Raw genomic sequence first — 20,090 nt, forward strand, 5'->3', positions numbered from 1 at the left:
TTGAGGTTATGACGTTGTAAAAGTATTAGTGTGCTCGTTTAAAAACAAATAAAATCGATGAAATGCATTTTTTAAGAATTATTTGTTATCTTTTTCTTATAAGATGCATTATTTTTTCAAAAAAATAAAAAGGTTGTAGTAAAATATTTTTTTTATACATTTGATATACTAATCAATAAACTTAAAAGTATGGAAGTAAACTTTTTAGCAGTTTTAGTAGCTGCATTATCAACATTCGTTGTTGGATTTCTTTGGTATGGTCCATTGTTCGGAAAAGCTTGGATGGCTGAAAATGGATTCACTGAAGAACAGATGAAAAAAGGAAATATGTTTAAAATCTTCGGATTAACATTTGTATTTTCCTTAATGTTAGCCTTCATCATGCAAATGTTAACCATTCACCAATTTGGTGCTTTAGGCATGATTGGTGGTGATGTTACTCAAGCAAAACAGTCTTATGTTGATTTTATGACTGACTATGGAAGTGCTTATAGAACTTTTAAACATGGTGCGTTACATGGATTTATGTCGGGTGTTTTCATTGCATTCCCTATTATTGGAACTAATGGATTGTTTGAACATAAATCATGGAAATATATTTTTATTCAAACAGGCTATTGGACCGTTTGTATGACTATCATTGGTGCCATTGTTTGTGGATGGGTTTAAAAATTAATTGAACATTACAAAAAAACGCTTCTAAATTTAGAAGCGTTTTCTTTTATAGTTTATCAATACTGTTTGCTAGTTTAAAATCTTTATCAGTAATTCCATTCGCATCATGAGTATAAATTCTGAGTGTAACTTTGTTATAGACATTGTTTATCTCTGGATGATGGTTTTGTTTTTCTGCTAAAATTCCAACTTTTAAAATGAATCCCAATGCTTGGTTAAAATCCTCAAACAGGAATTGTTTTTCAAGACATTCATTTACATAATTCCAGTCTTTGGCTTTCATTAAAGATTCTACAATTTCGGCATTCGTATAGGGTATCATATTATTGTTTTAAATATAAGTTAAAAATAAGTGTAATGTTTTTATCTCCAATTAATATTTAATTACTTTTGAAACTATATATCTATTCTTTTGGATCAAAACATTACTTTCTCAATATATCAAAAAGTTAGCGAACTTCCAAAAAAATGGGATGAAGTTTCACATTCTAATGCTTTTCTTCAAATTCCTTATTTACAAGTTTTAGAACATTCGGCTCCAACCAATATGGAGTGTTTTTATATTGGAATTTTTGAGTCGAATGAGTTAATCGGTGTTGCTTTGGCTCAATATTTAAACTTGAATAAACTTGAGTCTTTTGGTGAACGCGACCAATGTTTGAAAACCTATATCAGGAACTTTGTTTTTAAGAATTTTGCTTCGCATGTATTGTTTTTGGGTAACAATATGATTACAGGTCAAAATGGTTATGTGTTTTCAAAACCTATGAATTATGAATGCATTAGTGAAATTCTTTTGAATTGTTCCGATGAGTTAATAGGATACTTTAGAAGCAAAAACATAAAAATTCATATTGTTTCCTTTAAAGATTTTTATAAAAACTCTGCAACTGAACTAAAGAATAATGCCTTTGCTCCTATTTATGAATTCAATACACAACCCAATATGATATTTGAATTGGATTCGAATTGGCATTCGGAAGCCGATTATGTTAGTGCTTTTACGAAAAAATATCGAGACCAATATAAACGCGCCAGAAAAAAATCGGAAGGGATTACAACACGGGAATTGAACTTGGAAGAAATTATTGAGTATGAATCAAGAATCTATCAATTGTATCATTATGTTGCCAAAAATGCTCCATTTAACACTTTCTTTTTAGCTGAAAATCATTTTACAACTTTTAAGAAACAATGTGGCAATCGATTTGTTTTAATTGGTTATTTCATGAACAACGAATTGATAGGTTTTCATTCTCTTTTATTGAATGGTGAAGTGCTTGAAACTTATTTCTTAGGCTATGATGAGCAAATTCAAAAAGAAAAAATGTTGTATTTGAATATGCTTTACAACATGACTGTTTTTGGTATTGAAAACCGATTTGAAAAAATAATTTTTGGAAGAACTGCTTTAGAAATAAAAAGCTCTATTGGTGCAAAACCCATTATGATGTCGGGATTTATATTTCACACCAACAAATTAATCAACAAGTATATTGATAAAATTTTCCCTAAATTAGAACCTACATTAGCTTGGCAACAACGACATCCATTTAAATAGATATTAACTTTCCATTTCCATTTGAATTTCTTCCCATTCAGCAAGTAGTTTATCTAATTCTTGCTTTTTCTTTTCATAGGCAGCAAAGAAAGCAGCATTTTCAATGTGTTTATCATAATTAGAAGCTAATTCTTTATCATCGTGCTGAATGTCTTTTTCAAGCTGTTGAATTAAACTTTCTACTTTACTTAAGCGATTTTGAAGTGATTTTTGAGCTTTTTGTTCTTCAAAAGAGAGATTCTTTTTTTCTGCTTTTGGAGTTTCTTTTACTACATCTTTCTTTTCAATTTCACGCATGTTCATAGCATTGCGTTGTTCTAAGAAGAAATTAATGTCGCCTAAATATTCTTTTATTTTTTGGCCTTTGAATTCATATACCGTGTTGGCCATGCCTTGAAGAAAATCTCTATCGTGAGAAACCAATAATAAAGTTCCTTCAAATTTACTTAAAGCTGCTTTTAATACATTTTTAGATTTGATGTCCAAGTGATTGGTTGGCTCGTCCATCAGTAACACGTTTATGGGTTGTAATAATAATTTACACAACGCCAAACGATTACGTTCACCTCCAGAAAGCACTTTTACTTTTTTCTCTACATCATCACCACGGAATAAAAACGAACCCAACATATCGCGCACTTTGGAACGATTGGTGTCGGTTGCTGCATTAATCATGGTTTCTAATAACGTAATTTCGCCATCTAAATATTCCGCCTGATTTTGAGCAAAATAGCCCAATTGTACGTTGTGACCTAATTTTATGGTTCCGTCGTATTTGAATTCGTTGACTATGGCTTTGATAAACGTTGATTTTCCTTGACCATTTTGACCAACAAATGCAATTTTACTTCCGCGTTCTACCAAAAGTGAAATATCCTTCAAGATAACTTTATCACCATAGGCTTTGGTTACATTTTCTGCTTCAATAACAACTCGACCTGGCGTTTGAGAAACTGGAAACGAAATATTCATTACTGAATTATCGTCTTCATCTACTTCAATTCTTTCAACTTTATCAAGCTTTTTAATTAAAGATTGTGCCATGGAAGCTTTACTGGCTTTTGCACGAAATTTTTCGATTAGCTTTTCGGTTTCTTCAATTTTTTTGGCTTGATTTTTTTGGGTTGCCAATTGTTTCTCTCTAATTTCTTCACGTAATACTAAATATTGTGAATAAGGTTTATTGAAATCGTATGCTTTTCCTAAAGAAATTTCTATGGTTCTATTGGTAACATTATCCAAAAACATTTTATCGTGAGATACAATCACCACCACTCCGGGGAAATTTCTAAGAAAACTTTCCAACCAAATAATACTCTCGATATCTAAGTGATTCGTTGGCTCATCCAAAAGCAGAATATCGTTAGATTGTAATAACAATTTAGCTAATTCGATACGCATACGCCAACCACCAGAAAAAGTATCTGTTTGGTTATTGAATTCTTCTCTTTTAAAACCTAATCCTAATAGGATTTTTTCGGTATCTCCAACATAATTATAACCACCCAAAATTTCAAATTGATGCGTATAATCAGAAAGTTGTTCTATAATTTGTGAATACTCATCACTTTCATAATCGGTTCTAGTAACAAGCTGATGATTGATTTCTTCTAGTTTTCGCTCTACTTTTTTAATTTCAGTAAATGCTTCATAGGCTTCTTCAAGAACGGTTCTTCCAACTTCAAAATCAATATCTTGACGAAGAAAACCCATTCGGACTTCTTTTTCAGTTGCAATTTGACCAGAATCAGGTTTTATATCTCCGGCAAGAATTTTTAACATGGTAGATTTTCCCGCACCATTTTTTCCAACAAGTCCAACTCTGTCGCCAGAGCCAAGCCTGAAAGTTACTTCTTCAAAAAGAAAAGTACCACCAAAAGAAACCGATAAATTATGAATATTTAGCATATTATTGTTACAAATGTTACATTGATAATTTTATAATAAGATTACCTTTGTATAAAATTTTTGCAAATGTTAAAAAAAGGATCCAAACTATATAGTATTTTAACAGGAAGTTGTCCGAGATGTCATCAAGAAAGCATGTATATTGACAAAAATCCATATCATTTATCTAAATTGTACGATATGCATGAAAATTGTAGCCATTGTGAATTACAATATAAAATTGAACCCTCTTTTTTTTACGGTGCTATGTATGTTAGTTATGCATTAACAGTTGCCATTGGCGTTGCCACTTTTATTATTGGAAAAGTTTTTATTGGTTTAGATTTAATTGAATCTTTTATAGCAATTATTGCTGCTTTATTATTGTTGACTCCAATAACAGCGCGCCTTTCAAGAAATATCTATATTAATATTTTTGTTCACTACAATCCTGAAGCTACAAAAAACGTGCATAACGATTAATATCAATCGTTTTGTCTAAAGATATTTTGTTTTCAATGTAATTGTATAAATCAATTGCCATTGCTGGTGCAAGCATAACACCTCGTGTTCCAAGTCCGTTGAGAATATGTAAATTTTTAAATTCAGGATGCGTACCAAGTAAAGGTCTTCTATCATTTACCGTTGGTCGTATTCCTGCATAATGTTCCAAAATTTCAAAATCACAAGAAATAATTTCTCTGATTCTTTCTAAAAGTTCTTGTTTGCCTTCTTCTGTTGGATTATTTGTTTTATCCTTCCAATCATATGTTGCTCCAACTTTGAACAAATGATTTCCTAGTGGTAAAATAAAAACACTAGTATTAATAATTACATCTAAATCTAATTCAGGAGCTTTAATGATAAATAATTCGCCTTTGGTTCCGTCTAGTGGTAAATAATCAAAAAATGGATTAGAATGCATTCCAAATCCTTCAGCAAACACTATATGCTTTGCTTCAAGATTATTGTACTTAATAAAATCATCAGAAAAATTAATTTTGGAGTAATCAAAAGTCTCTGAAATCAATAAATTGTTTGCTTTTAAGTATTTATGGTAAGAATATAATAATTCAACAGTGTCAACGTAACCTGTTTGCAAAACTTCACCATACCCAAAAGGAGAATTAATAGAATTATAATCTTTTTTTACAATTGAGGTTGATAGAAAAGGTGATAAATTAGGTTTATCGGCCGCAATAAACCAATTGTTTTGCTCTTCAACAGAAAAAAATTTTCTGTAAATGGGAAGTTTATAATCAATAGTAATAGATAATTTATCTTCAATCTTTTTATAGAATGGAATTGCAATATTTAATTGCTCTTTAGCGTTCCAAACTTCACTAAAACGTTTTAAAATTACAGGATTATATAAACCGCCAGCAATTCTGGAAGAATTTTGAGAATCATCGTCAAAAACAACAAATGACTTATCATTTTGCAAAAGTGTTTCTGCAAAAGCAATTCCTGATAATCCTGAACCAACAATTATATAATCTATCATTTATTTAGAAATAAAAAACTCCCATCATATAGATGAGAGTTTTAAATTATTTTATGAAATACATATTAGTAATTCCACATATCAGATTCGAAACTACGAATTTTTTCCTTGATGCGTTCTGACTCCAACAACTGCATTTGAGCATTATCTTTCATGTATTGTTGTACTTCCCTGTCACCATAAACATTCTCTTCTTTGTAAATAACAGCATTAAATCTGCGTGAATTTAACAAATGGTCAAATGTAATTGGCATAGCTGAGTTTTTATCATTAAATGCTTTTGCCTCATGAAGTATATCTCTTATTGCTGGAAAATAAACCCAAAATAAGTCAATCACATCTGGATTATCTTTACCAATATCACGAGCTTCTGGAGTTACAGGACATAATGCAAGTAATCTATACTTTAATTCACTTTGTCTTTTATCAAAATACCAAAATCCTTTAATCTTCCATCCAGAAATATCTTGAGCAGTTAAATCTTGCTTATTAATGAATTGAGGATCTAAAACTTTTTTTCCAGATTTATAATCATCATAATAATTGTTTATTTCGTCAAAACCTGCTTGAATTGTATCGATATAAACAAATGATGATTCCATATCTTTCATTGCTCTTTTGGTATTGAAATAATCATCAGCATATACTTCAGTTATTTTACCATTCTTAATGTTTTTAACCAAAACATCAAATAAAGATCTTCTATCTTTCCCTACAAAAGCTGTGTCAATTGGATAGTATAATGGAAAATTTATACGCTCATCAATGTCTATAATTTCCCATATTGTTTTACCCATTAAAACATCTCTATCATGCACATAACCATAAGGAAGTGGTTTATCATTGTCTGATATCATTTGAGCAGGAGTCTTTTTACCAATCTCATCAGGAGTTTTGGCATTTAACAGATTTGACTGTGCAGAAACCGATAGGATACCTGCAAATGCAAATGCAACGAATAAAAGATTTTTAATTTTCATGTTTTTAATTATAAGTTATTTAAGTAGGTAATATCTAACTCAAATTATTATTGTATTTCGTAAATTACTGGAGCAGCTGTAGGAACTACAATTTGAGCACCTGTAACTTTTGTTTTAATATCTGATACTGTTACTTGATCTCCACGAGTAACTCTTGCTAAAGCAGCTCTACATCTACCATCTACTTTATCTCCGTTTACAACTATAGCAGGTTGACCAGGAACTTTAAAAGTAAATTGTGTAACTTGGAAATCTAAGTCATATAAAAAGTCTTCCAATTTAGCAGATATAGTAGAAACTTCTAAACGTGATTTTGCACCTTTAGTAACTCCTGTAGTTCCACCAATAGCACCTGCTGGAGCTGGAATATTTTTAATACGGAAAGTCTTTTTATCAGAAACAGTCTTGTTATCTGGTAATTTTGCAGTAACGCTTACAGTAACTTCAGTACCTGAACCAGGACTTAAATTATATTTTCCATTACCTGAAGCTCTAGATAAACCTGGCGCAGAAGCTGTTACTTTATCATCTGAAATACCAGCAAAAGAAATTGTCATTGGGTTTGGTAAACCTCTGTAAACAACATTCATTTTATCTGCAGAAATATTAGCAGATTTTGGTTGTGGAACAACAACATAGTTACCTTTAATTGGTAAACTAACAACTTTACCTCCTTCATCAAAATTGAAAGATCCTGTAATTTCATGTTCTCCAACATTTCCAGCACCAAATGAAAACTTTGCTTGTCCTGCTTCAGCTGGTACACTAGCACCATTAACAATTACTGATTTTGCAACTAAATTAGGATCAAATTTTCCTAAGATAATCTTACCTGTAACTGATTCTCCCTGAAAGAAAGCTGTTTTATCTGGAACAACAATTGGTTGATAAGCTGTCAAAGATGCTGCCGCAACAAGGTCAGTTTGGAACATTCCTGCGATAATATCACTTTCAGTAGTTTTAATATCAGCCTGTAATTGCGATAATTTCGTTACTGTAGCAATTAAAGGGAAACCTTTAAAATTGTAATCTAACCATCCTAAAGTAGTGCCTGCATTTTTTGATTTAACTGGCTCAGTAGCGAATCTTTTCTCAATTTTTTTCATTTCTGAATCAGCAATTGAACTACCACCAATTTGTTTAATTTGAGATTTAAAGTTAGCCATTTTATCAAGAAATAATTGACCATCTTTCGAAGGCTTATCTCCATTAAACCATTTTTGGTCAACCATGTCACCTTTATCCATTGATTCAAAAGGAAGATTTCCATCTTCATCACGCTTGAACTCCTTTGTGAATTCAGTTTTCATACTTTCTAAATAAGTAGAAAAATCCTTACAAAGTGCTCTAATTTTTTCAACTTTAGCCTTTTTGTCTCCAAACTGTAAAGGTTGATCTTGTGCTTTTTGAGCTAATTGTTCAAATGAAGATTGATTTCTTGCATCTGCAACAGAGTTAGACTCGATTATTTTATTATTTAATATACCAAAAGCAGACAAAACTTCTTTTGACATATTCAATGCCAACATTGCGATGAATACCAGATACATCAAGTTAATCATCTTCTGTCTAGGTGTTAATTTTCCTCCTGCCATTATTTCTAATTAGTTTAAATTATTATTTTTTGATTAAAATATAGTTATAAAACTAATTATCTATTACTCATTGCAGATAACATTCCACCATAAACATTGTTCAATGAAGATAGGTTAGAAGTTAGTGATTGCATTTGATCTTTTAATTTTAAATTATTCTCAGCAACTTCATTGTTAATTTGAGCATTTCTCTCTGCACTTTGAAGTTGAACTTGGTATAATCCGTTTAATGTTTGTAATTGCTCAGCAGCTTTAGTCATTTCTTCTGCATATTTTTTAGTAGAAGCAACTGAATCAACTGTTGGAGATATAGCTTTAGCAGCACCTTCAAAATTTTTGATACTGTTCCCTAAACTTGCCATTAATTCACCATCAATTTTTGCTTCTTTTAACATGTTGTCTAATTTTTGAGACAATAAACCTTGAGCATCTTTTGGATCTTCTTTTTTATCTTTTGCTTTAGCTTCTCCACCAGCTAATTCTGGATATACTAAAGACCAATCTAATTCTTGATCAACTGGATCGAAAGCTGATAATCCGAAAATTAATGCTTCAGTTCCTAGTCCTATAATAAGCATCGCACTTGCTCCAGGCCAGTGCATTAATTTGAATAATGCTCCAATAATTACAACAGCCGCTCCCATACCGTAAGCGAAATTCATTGTTTTTTTGCTTAATAATGCCATAATAATAAATTTTTTAGTTAGTTAAGTTTTAATATTTAAAGTTGGTTAAAAATTATTTTCTAGGTGTACCTGCTTTACCAGTTACTTGAGTTCCCATATAATCCTGAACAGTTCTGAATCCAATGTAGCTTCTTGCAGTATCAGCATATTCAAAATCTCTTGTTGCAACTTGTAAAAAATAAGCAACATCTTTCCAAGAACCGCCGCGAACAACTTTTCTCATGTTTTTGTTGTCTTGTACATTTGGATTCATTGATGAAACATATTCGTAAGCAGCAGCATCATAAGATGAATCAGTCCATTCAGCTACATTTCCAGCCATATTGTAAAGATTATAACCATTTGGCTCATAAGATTTAGCTTCAACTGTATATAAAGCTTGGTCTGCAGCATAATCTCCCCTATTAGGCTTAAAGTTTGCTAAGAAACATCCTCTGTCATTTTTAGTATACGGACCACCCCAAGGATAAGTTCCAGATTCTAAACCACCACGAGCAGCATATTCCCATTCAGCTTCTGTTGGTAAACGGAAAGAGTTAATTAAATCTCTTTTCTTCTTCTTAGATTTAATGTAAGCGTTTTTATTTAAAGTTCTCCATGCACAAAATGCTTTAGCTTGCTTCCAAGAAACTCCAACAACAGGATATTCGCTGTAGGCTTGGTGCCAGAAATAATCATTATGCATTGGCTCATTATATGAATATGAGTAATCTTTTATCCAAACAGTTGTATCAGGATAAACCTCTTGTTGTTCTGTTTTAATAAATGAACTTCTTTTACCCACTTTAGCTTTTGCAGCTGCTTGGATATCCATCCAAGAGTATCTGAATTTTAATTTTGTAACATCGATGGTTCTCAAACCATTAAATGACTCTGCTAAAGGAAGATACATTGTATCCATAACTTCAGTATAATATTCGTCAGGATATTTACTAGTATCTGTGATAAGTTTAACTTTTTTGTTTAATCTTCTACCAGCATATGGATCATCATCAGTTCCAACACTATAATAGTTTTCATACATGTACTTATCGTATGCCGTCATTTTAGCAGGATCTGTATCATTGAAGGCAAAATCGCCAATACTTCCGGCTTTGCCACCTTTACCACTGCCAGCTGTTTGACCAACTTCATCTGCAAGAATAGCTAAACGTACTCTAATAATGGAGTCTTTAACCCATTCTACAAATTGTCTATACTCACTATTTGTAATTTCAGTTTCATCCATGTAAAACGAACGAACTGTTACAGTTTTTGTTGGTGCATCTTGTACGTTAGCTAAATCATCATCTGATTTACCCATAATAAAAGCTCCACCTGGAACCAAAGTCATTCCGTATGGTTTTTCTGGATGCCATTTCTTTCCTTTAACACCTACTAACTCACCTTTGTCGTTAGAACGTCCACAGCTTGTTAATAAAGCTAAAACAGATGCAAATGCGATGAACTTCTTCATATAAATTGGGGTTATTTGAATACTCAATTTTTAAGGGCGTAAACCTATTTATAATTTTTTAAAAAAACAATTATTAACGTAAAAATTAATTAACAAGCCAAAACTAGAATTAATTTTTGAAATAAAAAAATTATTTATCGATAAAAAGCATTTAAATATCGATAAAATACACTTTTTTGATTTATTTGTAATCTATATATTACTGATTTAGAACTTATTCACTTAAACAAAATCTAACTTTTATAATTTAAAATATGTTAAATTATATTTTTTCGCTGTGCTTTCCACCATCTTTCAGGTATTTCTTGATTGCAAGCAGTCAAATATTCTTCATGTGAACAAGGTAATAACGTATTTTTTTTCAATTTATTGTGTGAATTTGAAAAAAAAGGTATTTCTATCCACCAACGCTCGGTTTTATTACTCTTATAAAACACTATTTCTTCCTCTTCTAATGGCACAATATATTTAGAATAGTTATTTTTTGAGCTAAAAGGATATTCATTTGATCTAAAATTAATTCCTTCAATAAAATACCAAACTATCTGCGCTATTAAAACTGCTTCTTCCTTAGTATTGTTGTGGTTAAATAAACCAAAACATGATACCTTATCACTTATTCCAGCATATCTTGATAGACTACAAATTTCTTTACCATTAAATCCATTTGGCGTAAAGTTATATAAATTTCCTGAATCTGAGGACTTTACAGTTGTTAAATCTAAAGAAACTAAGTCAGCATCTCTTAAAACTGGTTCTGAAAGGGTTATATTATTGGAAATTTCACCTAATCTATAGGCGTCAAAATATAATTTTTCAATTAAATCTATTTCTTCTTGCGAATTAAAATAAGTTTGAAAACCAATGTTACAATAGTTAAATAAGTTGTTTGGCTCATCAAGAATAATTTTTCCTAAATAAGAATTTGATGAAATTCCATCTTCTGGTTTGCCAATATCAAATTTAGAATCTATTGAAACTATGTTAACCATCTGTTCCAACTTATCGTATGCTCTGTATAATGGATACGTTAAATCTTGTGTTCCGCCCAAAATTACAGGAATAATTCCTTTTTTTAAAAGTTTTGAAACAACTTCCTTAAGTGCAAAAAAAGTATCCTCTAGAGAATTACCTGGAAGAATATCTCCTAAATCGGCAATTGAACTTTGCCAATTACCAGGATATAATTTGTACAATTCTTTTCGAATAAAAACTAAATTAACTTCTTCATAAGCATTAAAATCACCTCTGTTTTCTGGAACTCCAATGATTGCAATCTTAATTTTATCTACATCTGGGAAATCTTTATCTGTGTGGAAAGCAACTTTACTTCCTAGATTTTGACTAGATAAGCTTGCTACAAATTGTACAATTTCATTATCAACAGGTGATAGAAAATCGAATTCCATGTATTATTTCTTTTTAGCGGTTGCTTTTTTGGTTGTTGTCTTTTTAGCAGTTGTTTTCTTGGCAGGTGCTTTTTCTTCAATAATCTTTTTCACATCTTCTAAAGTAAATTTAGAAGCATCGATGTCTTTATTCAATTCAATCTTTAGCTTTCCTTTAAGAATTACCGATTTGCCCCAACGAGCTTTTTCAACCTTAATTCCTTCGGCTTCCCAGTTATGAATTACTTTATCGATGTCTTTTTGTAATTTTTCTTCAATCAATTCTGTGATGTCTGATTGTGATAAATTATCGAAGTTGTATTTCTTATTTACATTAATAAAGATGCCGTTCCATTTTAAGAATGGTCCGAAACGACCAACGCCTTTTTGCACATCCATACCTTTATAAGTAGCGATTGGCGCATCGGCTTTTGCTTTTTCGTTGATTAACTCTTGAGCACGTTCCATAGTTACATCTAATGGATCTTCGCCTTTTGGCAGTGAGATGAATTGTTTTCCGAAGCGAACATAAGGACCAAAACGACCGTTGTTTACTTCTACTTCTTCTCCTTTATATGTACCTAATTGTTTAGGCAATAAAAACAAATTCAATGCATCTTCTAAAGTAATAGTTCCAATATTTTGGTCGGCCATTAAACTAGCAAATTGTTTCTCTTCATCGTCAGCGTCACCAATTTGTGCCATTGGACCAAACTTTCCTAAACGAACTAACACCGTTTTTCCAGATTTTGGGTCAGTTCCTAGAATTCGTTCTCCGCTTTCTCTATCGGCGTTTTCTTCTACTTCGACAACATTTGGGTGGAATTTATCGTAGAACTCTTGCATCATTTTTGCCCAATCCACATTTCCTTCTGCGATTTCGTCGAAATCTTGCTCTACTTTGGCGGTGAAGTTATAGTCTAGAATGACTGAAAAGTTTTTGACCAAGAAATCATTTACGATAGAACCGATGTCTGTTGGAACTAATTTCCCTTTATCGGAACCTGTCATTTCTGAAAGAACCTGCGATTTAACTTCGTTACCTTTTAAAGTAAGTTGATTGTATTTACGCTCTGTTCCTTCGTTTGTTCCTTTTTCTACATAATTTCTACTGATGATGGTAGAAATTGTTGGCGCATAGGTTGATGGACGACCAATGCCTAATTCTTCTAATTTCTTTACTAAAGATGCTTCTGTGTAGCGACTTGGTGCTTGCGTGAAACGTTCTTTAGCGGTTATTAATGTATTGTTTAAGGCTTCGCCTACTTTTAAAGCTGGCAACATTCCTTCTTGTTCTTCTTCGTCGTCGTCATGACCTTCAAGATATACTTTAAGGAAACCTTCAAATTTTATTACTTCTCCCGATGCTTGGAACACTTCAGAATGGTTGTTTGCTTCAATTTTTACATTGGTACGCTCTAATTCTGCATCGCTCATTTGAGACGCCAATGTTCTTTTCCAGATTAAATCATATAAACGAGCTTGGTCTCTATCGATGTTCACGGTGTGTTGTGACATATCGGTAGGACGGATGGCTTCGTGCGCTTCCTGTGCACCTTTTGATTTTGAAGTAAAGGTTCTTGGTTTTGAGAACTCCTTTCCGTAAGATTTAATAATCTCTGCTTGAGCAGCCGACATGGCTTCTTGAGAAAGATTGACGCTATCGGTTCTCATATAGGTAATCAATCCGGCTTCGTAAAGGCGTTGTGCGATTTGCATCGTGATTCCTACCGGTAAATATAATTTACGTGCTGCTTCCTGTTGCAAGGTTGATGTTGTAAACGGAGCGGCTGGTGATTTTTTTGCTGGTTTTGTTTCTAAGTCTGCTACTTTATAATTGGAACCGATGCTTTTATTTAGAAAATCTTCAGCTTCTTTTTTGGTGGCAAAGTTTTTTGGCAATTTGGCTTTCACCACTTTTCCTGCGGCGTTAGTGAACTCAGCAGAAACAGCATAAGAACCTACTGGTTTGAAGTCTTGTATTTCTCTTTCACGTTCTACTATTAGACGTACAGAAACCGATTGAACTCTACCGGCAGACAAACCTCCTTTTACTTTCTTCCATAAAACTGGGGAAAGTTCGTAACCCACTAGCCTATCTAATACACGACGTGCCTGTTGTGCGTTTACCAAATTATAATCAATCTCGCGAGGATTATCGATGGCTTTTAGAATGGCGTTTTTAGTGATTTCGTGAAAAACAATACGTTTTGTTTTAGACTTATCCAATTTTAGTTCTTCCGCAAGATGCCAAGAAATGGCTTCTCCTTCGCGGTCTTCATCGGAAGCTAACCAAACCATATCGGCTGATTTAGATAAATCTTTGAGTTTCTTTACCAATGCTTTTTTATCTGAAGACACTTGGTATTTTGGCGTAAAACCATTTAGAACATCTACGCCTATTTCTTTGGACGGAAGGTCGGCTATGTGTCCGTAACTAGACTCGACCTGGAAGTCTTTGCCTAGAAATTTTTCTATGGTTTTTGCTTTTGCTGGTGACTCAACGATTACTAAATTCTTTGCCATTTGTCTGTAGTTTGTGTGGACAAATGTAATTGTTTTTTTTAAAAATCCGATTTATCGACACTTTTTAACGATTAAATGTAGAAAATAGTTGCTAGTTTAAAACCTTATATTTAGAAATAAAAAGTAAATAATATTTGAAAGCAATTTAACTTCAAAAGTAACTTAATTACAATTAAACATACAGACTTTAATTAATATAGAGAATGTAAAATACGCTATAAGTACGCTATAAATACGCTATAAATACGCTATAAGTATGCTATAAGTATGTTATAAATATAACTAATAATAAAATGTATATAGCCAAACAAAAACATTAACTAACAATCATACTAACTTAAAGGGTAATAAACATTTGATGTTTTTATATAAAATGACTATAAAATAAATCTTTTGTTAAACCTTATCTGCCATCTTGTCATATAAATAAATTTAGTATTATCTTTGCTACCCGATTTAATCGAAATTATTTTTATGGAAAAGGAATTAGACGAGAAGAAACAAGGCACGAGCTTGGTTTTGGAACAAAAGGCAGAAAACACCAAAAAACTTTTTATAGAAAGCTATGGTTGTGCGATGAATTTTTCGGACAGTGAGATTGTGGCTTCCATTTTGACCGAACAAGGTTATAACACTACGCAAAACCTGGAGGAAGCAGATTTGGTTTTGGTAAATACGTGTTCGATTAGAGACAAAGCTGAACAAACCGTTAGAAAACGTTTGGAGAAATATAACGCTATTAAACGCAGTATTAATCCAGGGATGAAAGTGGGCGTTTTGGGTTGTATGGCAGAACGATTGAAAGACCAATTTTTGGAACAAGAGAAGATTGTTGATATGGTTGTTGGTCCGGATGCGTATAAGGATTTGCCTAACTTGTTGAAGGAAGTGGATGAAGGAAGAGATGCCATCAATGTTATTTTATCGAAAGAGGAAACTTATGGTGATATTGCACCGGTTCGATTGAACAGTAATGGTGTGAATGCGTTTGTATCGATTACACGTGGTTGTGATAATATGTGTACCTTTTGTGTGGTACCGTTTACTCGTGGTAGAGAACGCAGCCGTGAACCACAAAGTATCTTAGAAGAAATCAAAGATTTGTGGGATAGAGGATTTAAGGAGATTTGTCTGCTAGGGCAAAATGTGGATAGTTATTTATGGTATGGCGGCGGACTGAAGAAAGATTTTGTGAAAGCCACCGAAATGCAAAAAGCTACTGCGGTTGATTTTGCTCAGTTGTTAGAACAATGTGCGATTGCGTTTCCTAAAATGCGTTTTCGTTTTTCGACTTCGAATCCACAGGATATGCATGAAGAAGTGCTTCATGTTATTGCTAAATATGATAATGTTTGTAATTATATTCATTTACCAGTTCAAAGTGGAAGCACGAGAATTTTAAAGGAAATGAACCGACAACATACTCGTGAGGAATACATGGAATTGGTAGACAAAATCAAAAGAATTATACCGGGTTGTTCGATTTCGCAGGATATGATATCGGGTTTTCCAACGGAGACGGAAGAAGATCATCAGGACACCTTGAGTTTGATGGAATATGTTGAGTATGATTTTGGGTATATGTTTGCGTATTCTGAACGTCCGGGAACTTTGGCAGCGCGAAAAATGGAAGATGATGTTCCGGAAGAAGTGAAGAAAAGACGTTTGCAAGATATCGTTGATTTGCAACAAGTGTTGAGCGAAAAAAGAACCAAACGTTTCTTAGGGCAAACCGTTGAAATATTGATTGAAAAAGAATCGAAGAAGTCAGATAAACACTGGAGCGGAAGAAATTCTGAAAATGTGGTTACGGTTTTCCCAAAAGAACATTATAAGCCAGGAGATTTTGTATTGGTAAAAGTTTCTGATTGCACTACAGCTACTCTAATTGGAGAAGCGGTTGGGTATTCGGAAATGCAAATTGTTTAATTAAAAATGGAATCAGTTCAAAGTATAAAACAACGATTTGAGATTATTGGGAATGATCCAAAACTCAATCGTGCTATTGAGAAAGCCATTCAGGTTGCTCCTACTGATATTTCGGTATTGGTTGTGGGCGAAAGCGGTGTTGGTAAGGAAAGTATTCCTAGAATTATCCATTCGCTTTCGCACAGAAAACACGGAAAATATATTGCGGTAAACTGTGGCGCCATTCCGGAAGGAACGATTGATAGTGAATTATTTGGTCATGAAAAAGGTGCTTTTACTGGTGCTACTTCAACCCGTGAAGGTTATTTTGAAGTGGCTGATGGTGGAACAATTTTCTTGGATGAAGTAGGCGAATTGCCTTTGACTACTCAGGTTCGTTTGTTGCGTGTTTTGGAAAATGGAGAGTTCATCAAAGTAGGTTCGTCGCAAGTTCAAAAAACCAATGTTCGTATTGTAGCGGCAACAAATGTAAATATGTTTGATGCCATTGAAAAAGGAAAGTTCCGAGAAGATTTGTATTACAGATTGAGTACGGTTGATATTCCTTTGCCACCGTTGCGAGACCGAAAAGACGATATTCATTTATTGTTTCGAAAGTTTGCCGCTGATTTTGCTCATAAATATAAAATGCCGCCGATAAAATTACGCGATGATGCAGTTGAATTTCTGCAAAAATACCGTTGGAGTGGGAATATTCGTCAGTTGCGAAATGTTGCCGAACAAATTTCGGTTTTAGAAACTAATAGAGATGTTAGTTTGGCTACTTTACAATCGTATTTACCAACCGAAAGTTCTACGTTACCTTCTGTTATTGGCGGAAAAAAATCAGAAAGTGATTTTGCTACCGAAAGAGACATTTTGTACAAAGTGCTTTTTGACATGAAAAGTGATTTGAATGATTTGAAGAAACTGACTTTGGAATTGATTAAAAACGGAACGAAAATTCAAGACATCAATCCGAGTTTAATTCAGAAAGTCTATGGTTCTAATGACAGTGAAATTTCGTTTGAAGAAGAACCACGAAGAAGTTCGTTGCCAATTCAAAGTCCGGTAATACAAGATAATTATCAAGATGATGAAGATCAAAATTTCCTTGACGCAGAAACGATTGAAGAAGAAGAAGTTTTAAAATTGGAACAAAAAGAAATAGAACTAATCAAAAAATCATTGGAACGTCATAACGGAAAACGAAAAGCTGCTGCCGATGAATTAGGTATTTCTGAACGAACACTTTATAGAAAAATAAAGCAGTTTGATTTGTAATCGTTAAAATTACAATAATTAAAAGTTCTAATTCCAATAATGCGTTTATATTTGATTTTTGAAAAATAAGACATGAAATTCACTAAATATATTTTACTCCTTTTTGTTGTATTGGTTATCAATAGCTGTTCGGTATATAATTTTACTGGAACCGGAAAAATTGATGCCAAAACTTTTCAAGTTAATTATTTTCAAAATAATGCCGAGTTGATTGAACCAGGAATTGAAAGAACTTTTACATTGCGTTTGCAAGATTTAATTCAGAATCAAACCAATTTGAATCTAACTAATTCGAATGGCGATTTGGTTTATGAAGGTGAAATTGTTCGTTATAATGTTACGCCAATGACTGCTACTGCAGATATTAGAGCAGCACAAAACCGATTGACAATTGCAGTAAATGTTCGATTTACTAATAAAAATAAAGAAGAAGATAATTTTGAAAAACAGTTTTCATTCTTTGATGACTTTCCAGCTGATACACCGTTGACTGGACAACAATTATCAAGATCTTTAGATGTGATTTTTGAGAGAATCACACAAGATATATTTAATGAGTCATTGGCAAAATGGTAGTTTTTGAAAAAAATGTATCTTTAAAATCTGAAAACAAAACACTTTGAATTTAACTGATTATACTTATTTACTTAACAAACCAGATGCTATCAATGAACGATATGCTGAATCTCTTGAAAAAGTGATGGAAGAATTTCCATATTTTCAGAGTGCTCGAGTTATGCGACTAAAACATCTGTATAATCAAGATAGTTACAAATACAACCAAGCTTTAAAGGTTTCGGCTGCTTATACAACTGATAGAAGCATGTTGTTTGATTTTATTACTTCAGATGATTTTGTGGCAGTTCAAAAAGGTTTATACGAAAGAAAATTACAAGAATTATTAAATATTCATGTTGTTGAAAGTGAAATTGTAGTTGTAAATAAAAGTCAATCAACTGCTAATCCGTTAGAGCAATCTATTTTGAGTTCTATTCAACAGTCAAATCCTGAAGAAAGTTTAGCAATTGAGAAATTAGAAATTGGAAAACCACTCGAATTTTCAAAAGATGAAAAACATTCCTTTGAAGAATGGCTACAATTGGCTCGATTTACACCTATAATTAGAGAAGAAAAAAAGGAAACAAACACACAACCTTTTTCGGAAGAGAAAAAGAAAAAATTGGATTTAATTGATAAATTTATTGAGTCAAATCCTAAAATTCCAGCAATTGACAGAGAAAAAACAATCCCTGTAAAAGAAAGCAAAGACGAGGACATATCTTACCTTATGACGGAAACATTGGCAAGAGTTTATTTGGAACAAAAAAAATATTCAAAAGCAATACAAGCCTATGAAATATTAATTTTGAAATATCCAGAAAAAAGTAGTTTCTTTGCAGACCGAATTTCAGATATAAAGATTTTACAACAAAATAATAATTAGTAATGAGTACATTTTCAATCTTTTTAGTATTAATCACAATCGTTTGTTTTTTACTAATCATAGTTATCATGGTTCAAAACCCAAAAGGTGGAGGACTTTCTTCTACTTTTGGAAGTTCATCACAAATGGGTGGTGTTCAAAAAACAACAGACTTTTTAGATAAAAGCACTTGGACATTGGCAACAATCTTAATCGTATTAATATTGTTATCAAGTTTAAGTTTTAGTGGTGCATTAGCTGATTCAAATTCAAAAATTATTGATGAAACTGAAAAAGCAGCTCCTGCAAAACCAGCAGAAACAAAAGCAGCTGAACCAGCAACAACTACTACAACTCCAGCTACACCAGCTGAAGAAAAAAAATAACCCTGAGTTATAAAAACATATATAATGCCAGCGCTGACATGCTGGCATTTTTTTTAGGAAAAAATGGCAGTTTCGATGGCTTGGCATAATTTCTGAAAAACAGAAAACATCAAAATAAATAAAATTTAAATACTATAGAATTATGGCATTAAACATTAAACCACTTTCAGACAGAGTAATTGTGGAACCAGCTGCTGCTGAAACACAAACTGCTTCTGGAATCATTATTCCAGATACTGCAAAAGAAAAACCACAAAAAGGAAATGTAGTGGCTGTTGGGAACGGAAAAAAAGACCACACTATGACCGTAAAAATTGGCGATACTGTTCTTTATGGAAAGTATGCTGGAACTGAATTAAAGTTCGAAGGAAAAGATTATCTTATCATGAGAGAAGATGATATCCTTGCAATAATCTAAAAGTTATAAGCTATAGGCAGTAAGCAATAAGCTAACATGAGAGATTTCAAAAAATATGATATTTGGCAATTAAGCCATTCTTTAACTTTAGAAGTTTATAAAGCAACTTCTAATTTCCCAAATGAAGAGTTGTATGGTTTAGTTAGCCAATTAAGAAGAGCTTCTTCATCCATTCCTACAAATATTAGTGAAGGTTGCGGAAGAAATAGTGACAAAGAATTTAATCAATTTCTCAACATAGCTTTAGGTTCTGCTAATGAAACAGAATACCTATTATTATTGTCTAAAGATTTAAATTACATATCAGAAGAGATTTTTTCTGATTTAGATTCCAAAACAAATACAATTAAAAGTAAAATATACAAATTAAAACAAAAATTAAACTAGCTTAAAGCATTTTGCTTAAAGCATAA

At 32.4% G+C, this 20,090-nt stretch carries 19 protein-coding genes; 10 read left to right on the forward strand and 9 right to left on the reverse strand.

Going from position 1 to position 20,090, the window contains the following annotated elements:
* Positions 1-189: 189 nt before the first annotated feature.
* Complete coding sequence (locus RN605_RS07465; RefSeq protein ID WP_313323731.1) at positions 190-669, forward strand: DUF1761 domain-containing protein; 480 nt, start codon at positions 190-192, stop codon at positions 667-669.
* A 52-nt stretch (positions 670-721) separates the two neighbouring features.
* Here RN605_RS07465 and RN605_RS07470 read toward each other — a convergent pair whose 3' ends face one another.
* Positions 722-997, reverse strand: a complete 276-nt coding sequence (locus RN605_RS07470; protein ID WP_313323733.1) for a 4a-hydroxytetrahydrobiopterin dehydratase — start codon at positions 995-997, stop codon at positions 722-724.
* A gap of 90 nt (positions 998-1,087) precedes the next feature.
* On the opposite strand from RN605_RS07470, the gene RN605_RS07475 reads away from it, so the two are divergent.
* Positions 1,088-2,236 carry an 8-amino-7-oxononanoate synthase gene (locus RN605_RS07475; RefSeq protein WP_313323734.1) on the forward strand — a complete coding sequence of 383 codons (1,149 nt, stop codon included), beginning with the start codon at positions 1,088-1,090 and terminating at the stop codon, positions 2,234-2,236.
* A gap of 3 nt (positions 2,237-2,239) precedes the next feature.
* On the opposite strand, the gene RN605_RS07480 is transcribed toward RN605_RS07475, so the two are convergent.
* Positions 2,240-4,144 (reverse strand): ABC-F family ATP-binding cassette domain-containing protein, encoded by a 1,905-nt coding sequence (locus tag RN605_RS07480; RefSeq protein WP_313323735.1) that lies wholly within the window; start codon positions 4,142-4,144, stop codon positions 2,240-2,242.
* 66 nt (positions 4,145-4,210) lie between these two features.
* Here RN605_RS07480 and RN605_RS07485 point away from each other — a divergent pair, with 66 nt between their 5' ends.
* Positions 4,211-4,606 carry a DUF983 domain-containing protein gene (locus tag RN605_RS07485; RefSeq protein ID WP_313323737.1) on the forward strand — a complete coding sequence of 132 codons (396 nt, stop codon included), beginning with the start codon at positions 4,211-4,213 and terminating at the stop codon, positions 4,604-4,606.
* Here RN605_RS07485 and RN605_RS07490 read toward each other — a convergent pair.
* The 7 genes from RN605_RS07490 to topA form a co-directional block, all read right to left on the reverse strand.
* On the reverse strand, positions 4,581-5,627 hold the full coding sequence (locus tag RN605_RS07490) for an NAD(P)/FAD-dependent oxidoreductase (RefSeq protein ID WP_313323739.1): 1,047 nt from the start codon (positions 5,625-5,627) through the stop codon (positions 4,581-4,583). The genes RN605_RS07485 and RN605_RS07490 overlap by 26 nt on opposite strands.
* A 65-nt stretch (positions 5,628-5,692) precedes the next feature.
* Positions 5,693-6,607 (reverse strand): type IX secretion system ring subunit PorN/GldN, encoded by a 915-nt coding sequence (porN, locus tag RN605_RS07495; protein WP_313323740.1) that lies wholly within the window; start codon positions 6,605-6,607, stop codon positions 5,693-5,695.
* Between the two features lie 47 nt (positions 6,608-6,654).
* Positions 6,655-8,202, reverse strand: a complete 1,548-nt coding sequence (porM, locus tag RN605_RS07500) for a type IX secretion system motor protein PorM/GldM (RefSeq protein ID WP_313323742.1) — start codon at positions 8,200-8,202, stop codon at positions 6,655-6,657.
* 56 nt (positions 8,203-8,258) lie between these two features.
* Positions 8,259-8,888: a type IX secretion system motor protein PorL/GldL gene (porL, locus tag RN605_RS07505; protein ID WP_313323744.1), complete on the reverse strand. Its 630-nt coding sequence runs from the start codon at positions 8,886-8,888 to the stop codon at positions 8,259-8,261.
* A 52-nt stretch (positions 8,889-8,940) separates the two neighbouring features.
* On the reverse strand, positions 8,941-10,344 hold the full coding sequence (gene porK / locus RN605_RS07510) for a T9SS ring complex lipoprotein PorK/GldK (RefSeq protein ID WP_313323746.1): 1,404 nt from the start codon (positions 10,342-10,344) through the stop codon (positions 8,941-8,943).
* Positions 10,345-10,601: 257 nt separating this feature from the next.
* Positions 10,602-11,753: a formimidoylglutamase gene (locus RN605_RS07515; RefSeq protein ID WP_313323748.1), complete on the reverse strand. Its 1,152-nt coding sequence runs from the start codon at positions 11,751-11,753 to the stop codon at positions 10,602-10,604.
* 3 nt (positions 11,754-11,756) lie between these two features.
* Positions 11,757-14,258 (reverse strand): type I DNA topoisomerase, encoded by a 2,502-nt coding sequence (gene topA, locus RN605_RS07520; RefSeq protein ID WP_313323750.1) that lies wholly within the window; start codon positions 14,256-14,258, stop codon positions 11,757-11,759.
* A gap of 474 nt (positions 14,259-14,732) precedes the next feature.
* Between topA and miaB the strand changes: the two genes are divergently transcribed.
* From miaB to RN605_RS07555, 7 genes are all read left to right on the forward strand, one after another.
* On the forward strand, positions 14,733-16,187 hold the full coding sequence (gene miaB, locus RN605_RS07525) for a tRNA (N6-isopentenyl adenosine(37)-C2)-methylthiotransferase MiaB (protein ID WP_313323752.1): 1,455 nt from the start codon (positions 14,733-14,735) through the stop codon (positions 16,185-16,187).
* A 6-nt stretch (positions 16,188-16,193) separates the two neighbouring features.
* Positions 16,194-17,450, forward strand: a complete 1,257-nt coding sequence (locus RN605_RS07530) for a sigma-54 interaction domain-containing protein (protein WP_313323754.1) — start codon at positions 16,194-16,196, stop codon at positions 17,448-17,450.
* 72 nt (positions 17,451-17,522) lie between these two features.
* Positions 17,523-18,026: an LptE family protein gene (locus RN605_RS07535; protein WP_313323756.1), complete on the forward strand. Its 504-nt coding sequence runs from the start codon at positions 17,523-17,525 to the stop codon at positions 18,024-18,026.
* 43 nt (positions 18,027-18,069) lie between these two features.
* Entirely contained in the window at positions 18,070-18,894 is an 825-nt protein-coding gene (locus RN605_RS07540) for a tetratricopeptide repeat protein (RefSeq protein WP_313323758.1), read from the forward strand.
* Positions 18,895-18,896: 2 nt separating this feature from the next.
* On the forward strand, positions 18,897-19,259 hold the full coding sequence (gene secG / locus RN605_RS07545) for a preprotein translocase subunit SecG (protein ID WP_313323760.1): 363 nt from the start codon (positions 18,897-18,899) through the stop codon (positions 19,257-19,259).
* Between the two features lie 142 nt (positions 19,260-19,401).
* Entirely contained in the window at positions 19,402-19,677 is a 276-nt protein-coding gene (locus RN605_RS07550; protein WP_313323762.1) for a co-chaperone GroES, read from the forward strand.
* A gap of 36 nt (positions 19,678-19,713) precedes the next feature.
* Positions 19,714-20,064: a four helix bundle protein gene (locus RN605_RS07555; RefSeq protein WP_313323764.1), complete on the forward strand. Its 351-nt coding sequence runs from the start codon at positions 19,714-19,716 to the stop codon at positions 20,062-20,064.
* Positions 20,065-20,090 lie beyond the last annotated feature (26 nt).

It is taken from the genome of Flavobacterium sp. PMTSA4 (assembly GCF_032098525.1).
Classification (GTDB): domain Bacteria; phylum Bacteroidota; class Bacteroidia; order Flavobacteriales; family Flavobacteriaceae; genus Flavobacterium; species Flavobacterium capsici.

Coding starts and splice junctions, on each gene's coding strand:
- miaB (WP_313323752.1), top strand. CDS start 14,733: ATGGAAAAGGAATTAGACGAGAAGAAACAAGGCACGAGCTTGGTTTTG.
- porK (WP_313323746.1), bottom strand. CDS start 10,344: ATGAAGAAGTTCATCGCATTTGCATCTGTTTTAGCTTTATTAACAAGC.
- RN605_RS07480 (WP_313323735.1), bottom strand. CDS start 4,144: ATGCTAAATATTCATAATTTATCGGTTTCTTTTGGTGGTACTTTTCTT.
- secG (WP_313323760.1), top strand. CDS start 18,897: ATGAGTACATTTTCAATCTTTTTAGTATTAATCACAATCGTTTGTTTT.
- porN (WP_313323740.1), bottom strand. CDS start 6,607: ATGAAAATTAAAAATCTTTTATTCGTTGCATTTGCATTTGCAGGTATC.
- RN605_RS07550 (WP_313323762.1), top strand. CDS start 19,402: ATGGCATTAAACATTAAACCACTTTCAGACAGAGTAATTGTGGAACCA.
- RN605_RS07485 (WP_313323737.1), top strand. CDS start 4,211: ATGTTAAAAAAAGGATCCAAACTATATAGTATTTTAACAGGAAGTTGT.
- RN605_RS07490 (WP_313323739.1), bottom strand. CDS start 5,627: ATGATAGATTATATAATTGTTGGTTCAGGATTATCAGGAATTGCTTTT.
- RN605_RS07530 (WP_313323754.1), top strand. CDS start 16,194: ATGGAATCAGTTCAAAGTATAAAACAACGATTTGAGATTATTGGGAAT.
- porL (WP_313323744.1), bottom strand. CDS start 8,888: ATGGCATTATTAAGCAAAAAAACAATGAATTTCGCTTACGGTATGGGA.
- RN605_RS07535 (WP_313323756.1), top strand. CDS start 17,523: ATGAAATTCACTAAATATATTTTACTCCTTTTTGTTGTATTGGTTATC.
- RN605_RS07555 (WP_313323764.1), top strand. CDS start 19,714: ATGAGAGATTTCAAAAAATATGATATTTGGCAATTAAGCCATTCTTTA.
- RN605_RS07515 (WP_313323748.1), bottom strand. CDS start 11,753: ATGGAATTCGATTTTCTATCACCTGTTGATAATGAAATTGTACAATTT.
- RN605_RS07470 (WP_313323733.1), bottom strand. CDS start 997: ATGATACCCTATACGAATGCCGAAATTGTAGAATCTTTAATGAAAGCC.
- RN605_RS07465 (WP_313323731.1), top strand. CDS start 190: ATGGAAGTAAACTTTTTAGCAGTTTTAGTAGCTGCATTATCAACATTC.
- porM (WP_313323742.1), bottom strand. CDS start 8,202: ATGGCAGGAGGAAAATTAACACCTAGACAGAAGATGATTAACTTGATG.
- topA (WP_313323750.1), bottom strand. CDS start 14,258: ATGGCAAAGAATTTAGTAATCGTTGAGTCACCAGCAAAAGCAAAAACC.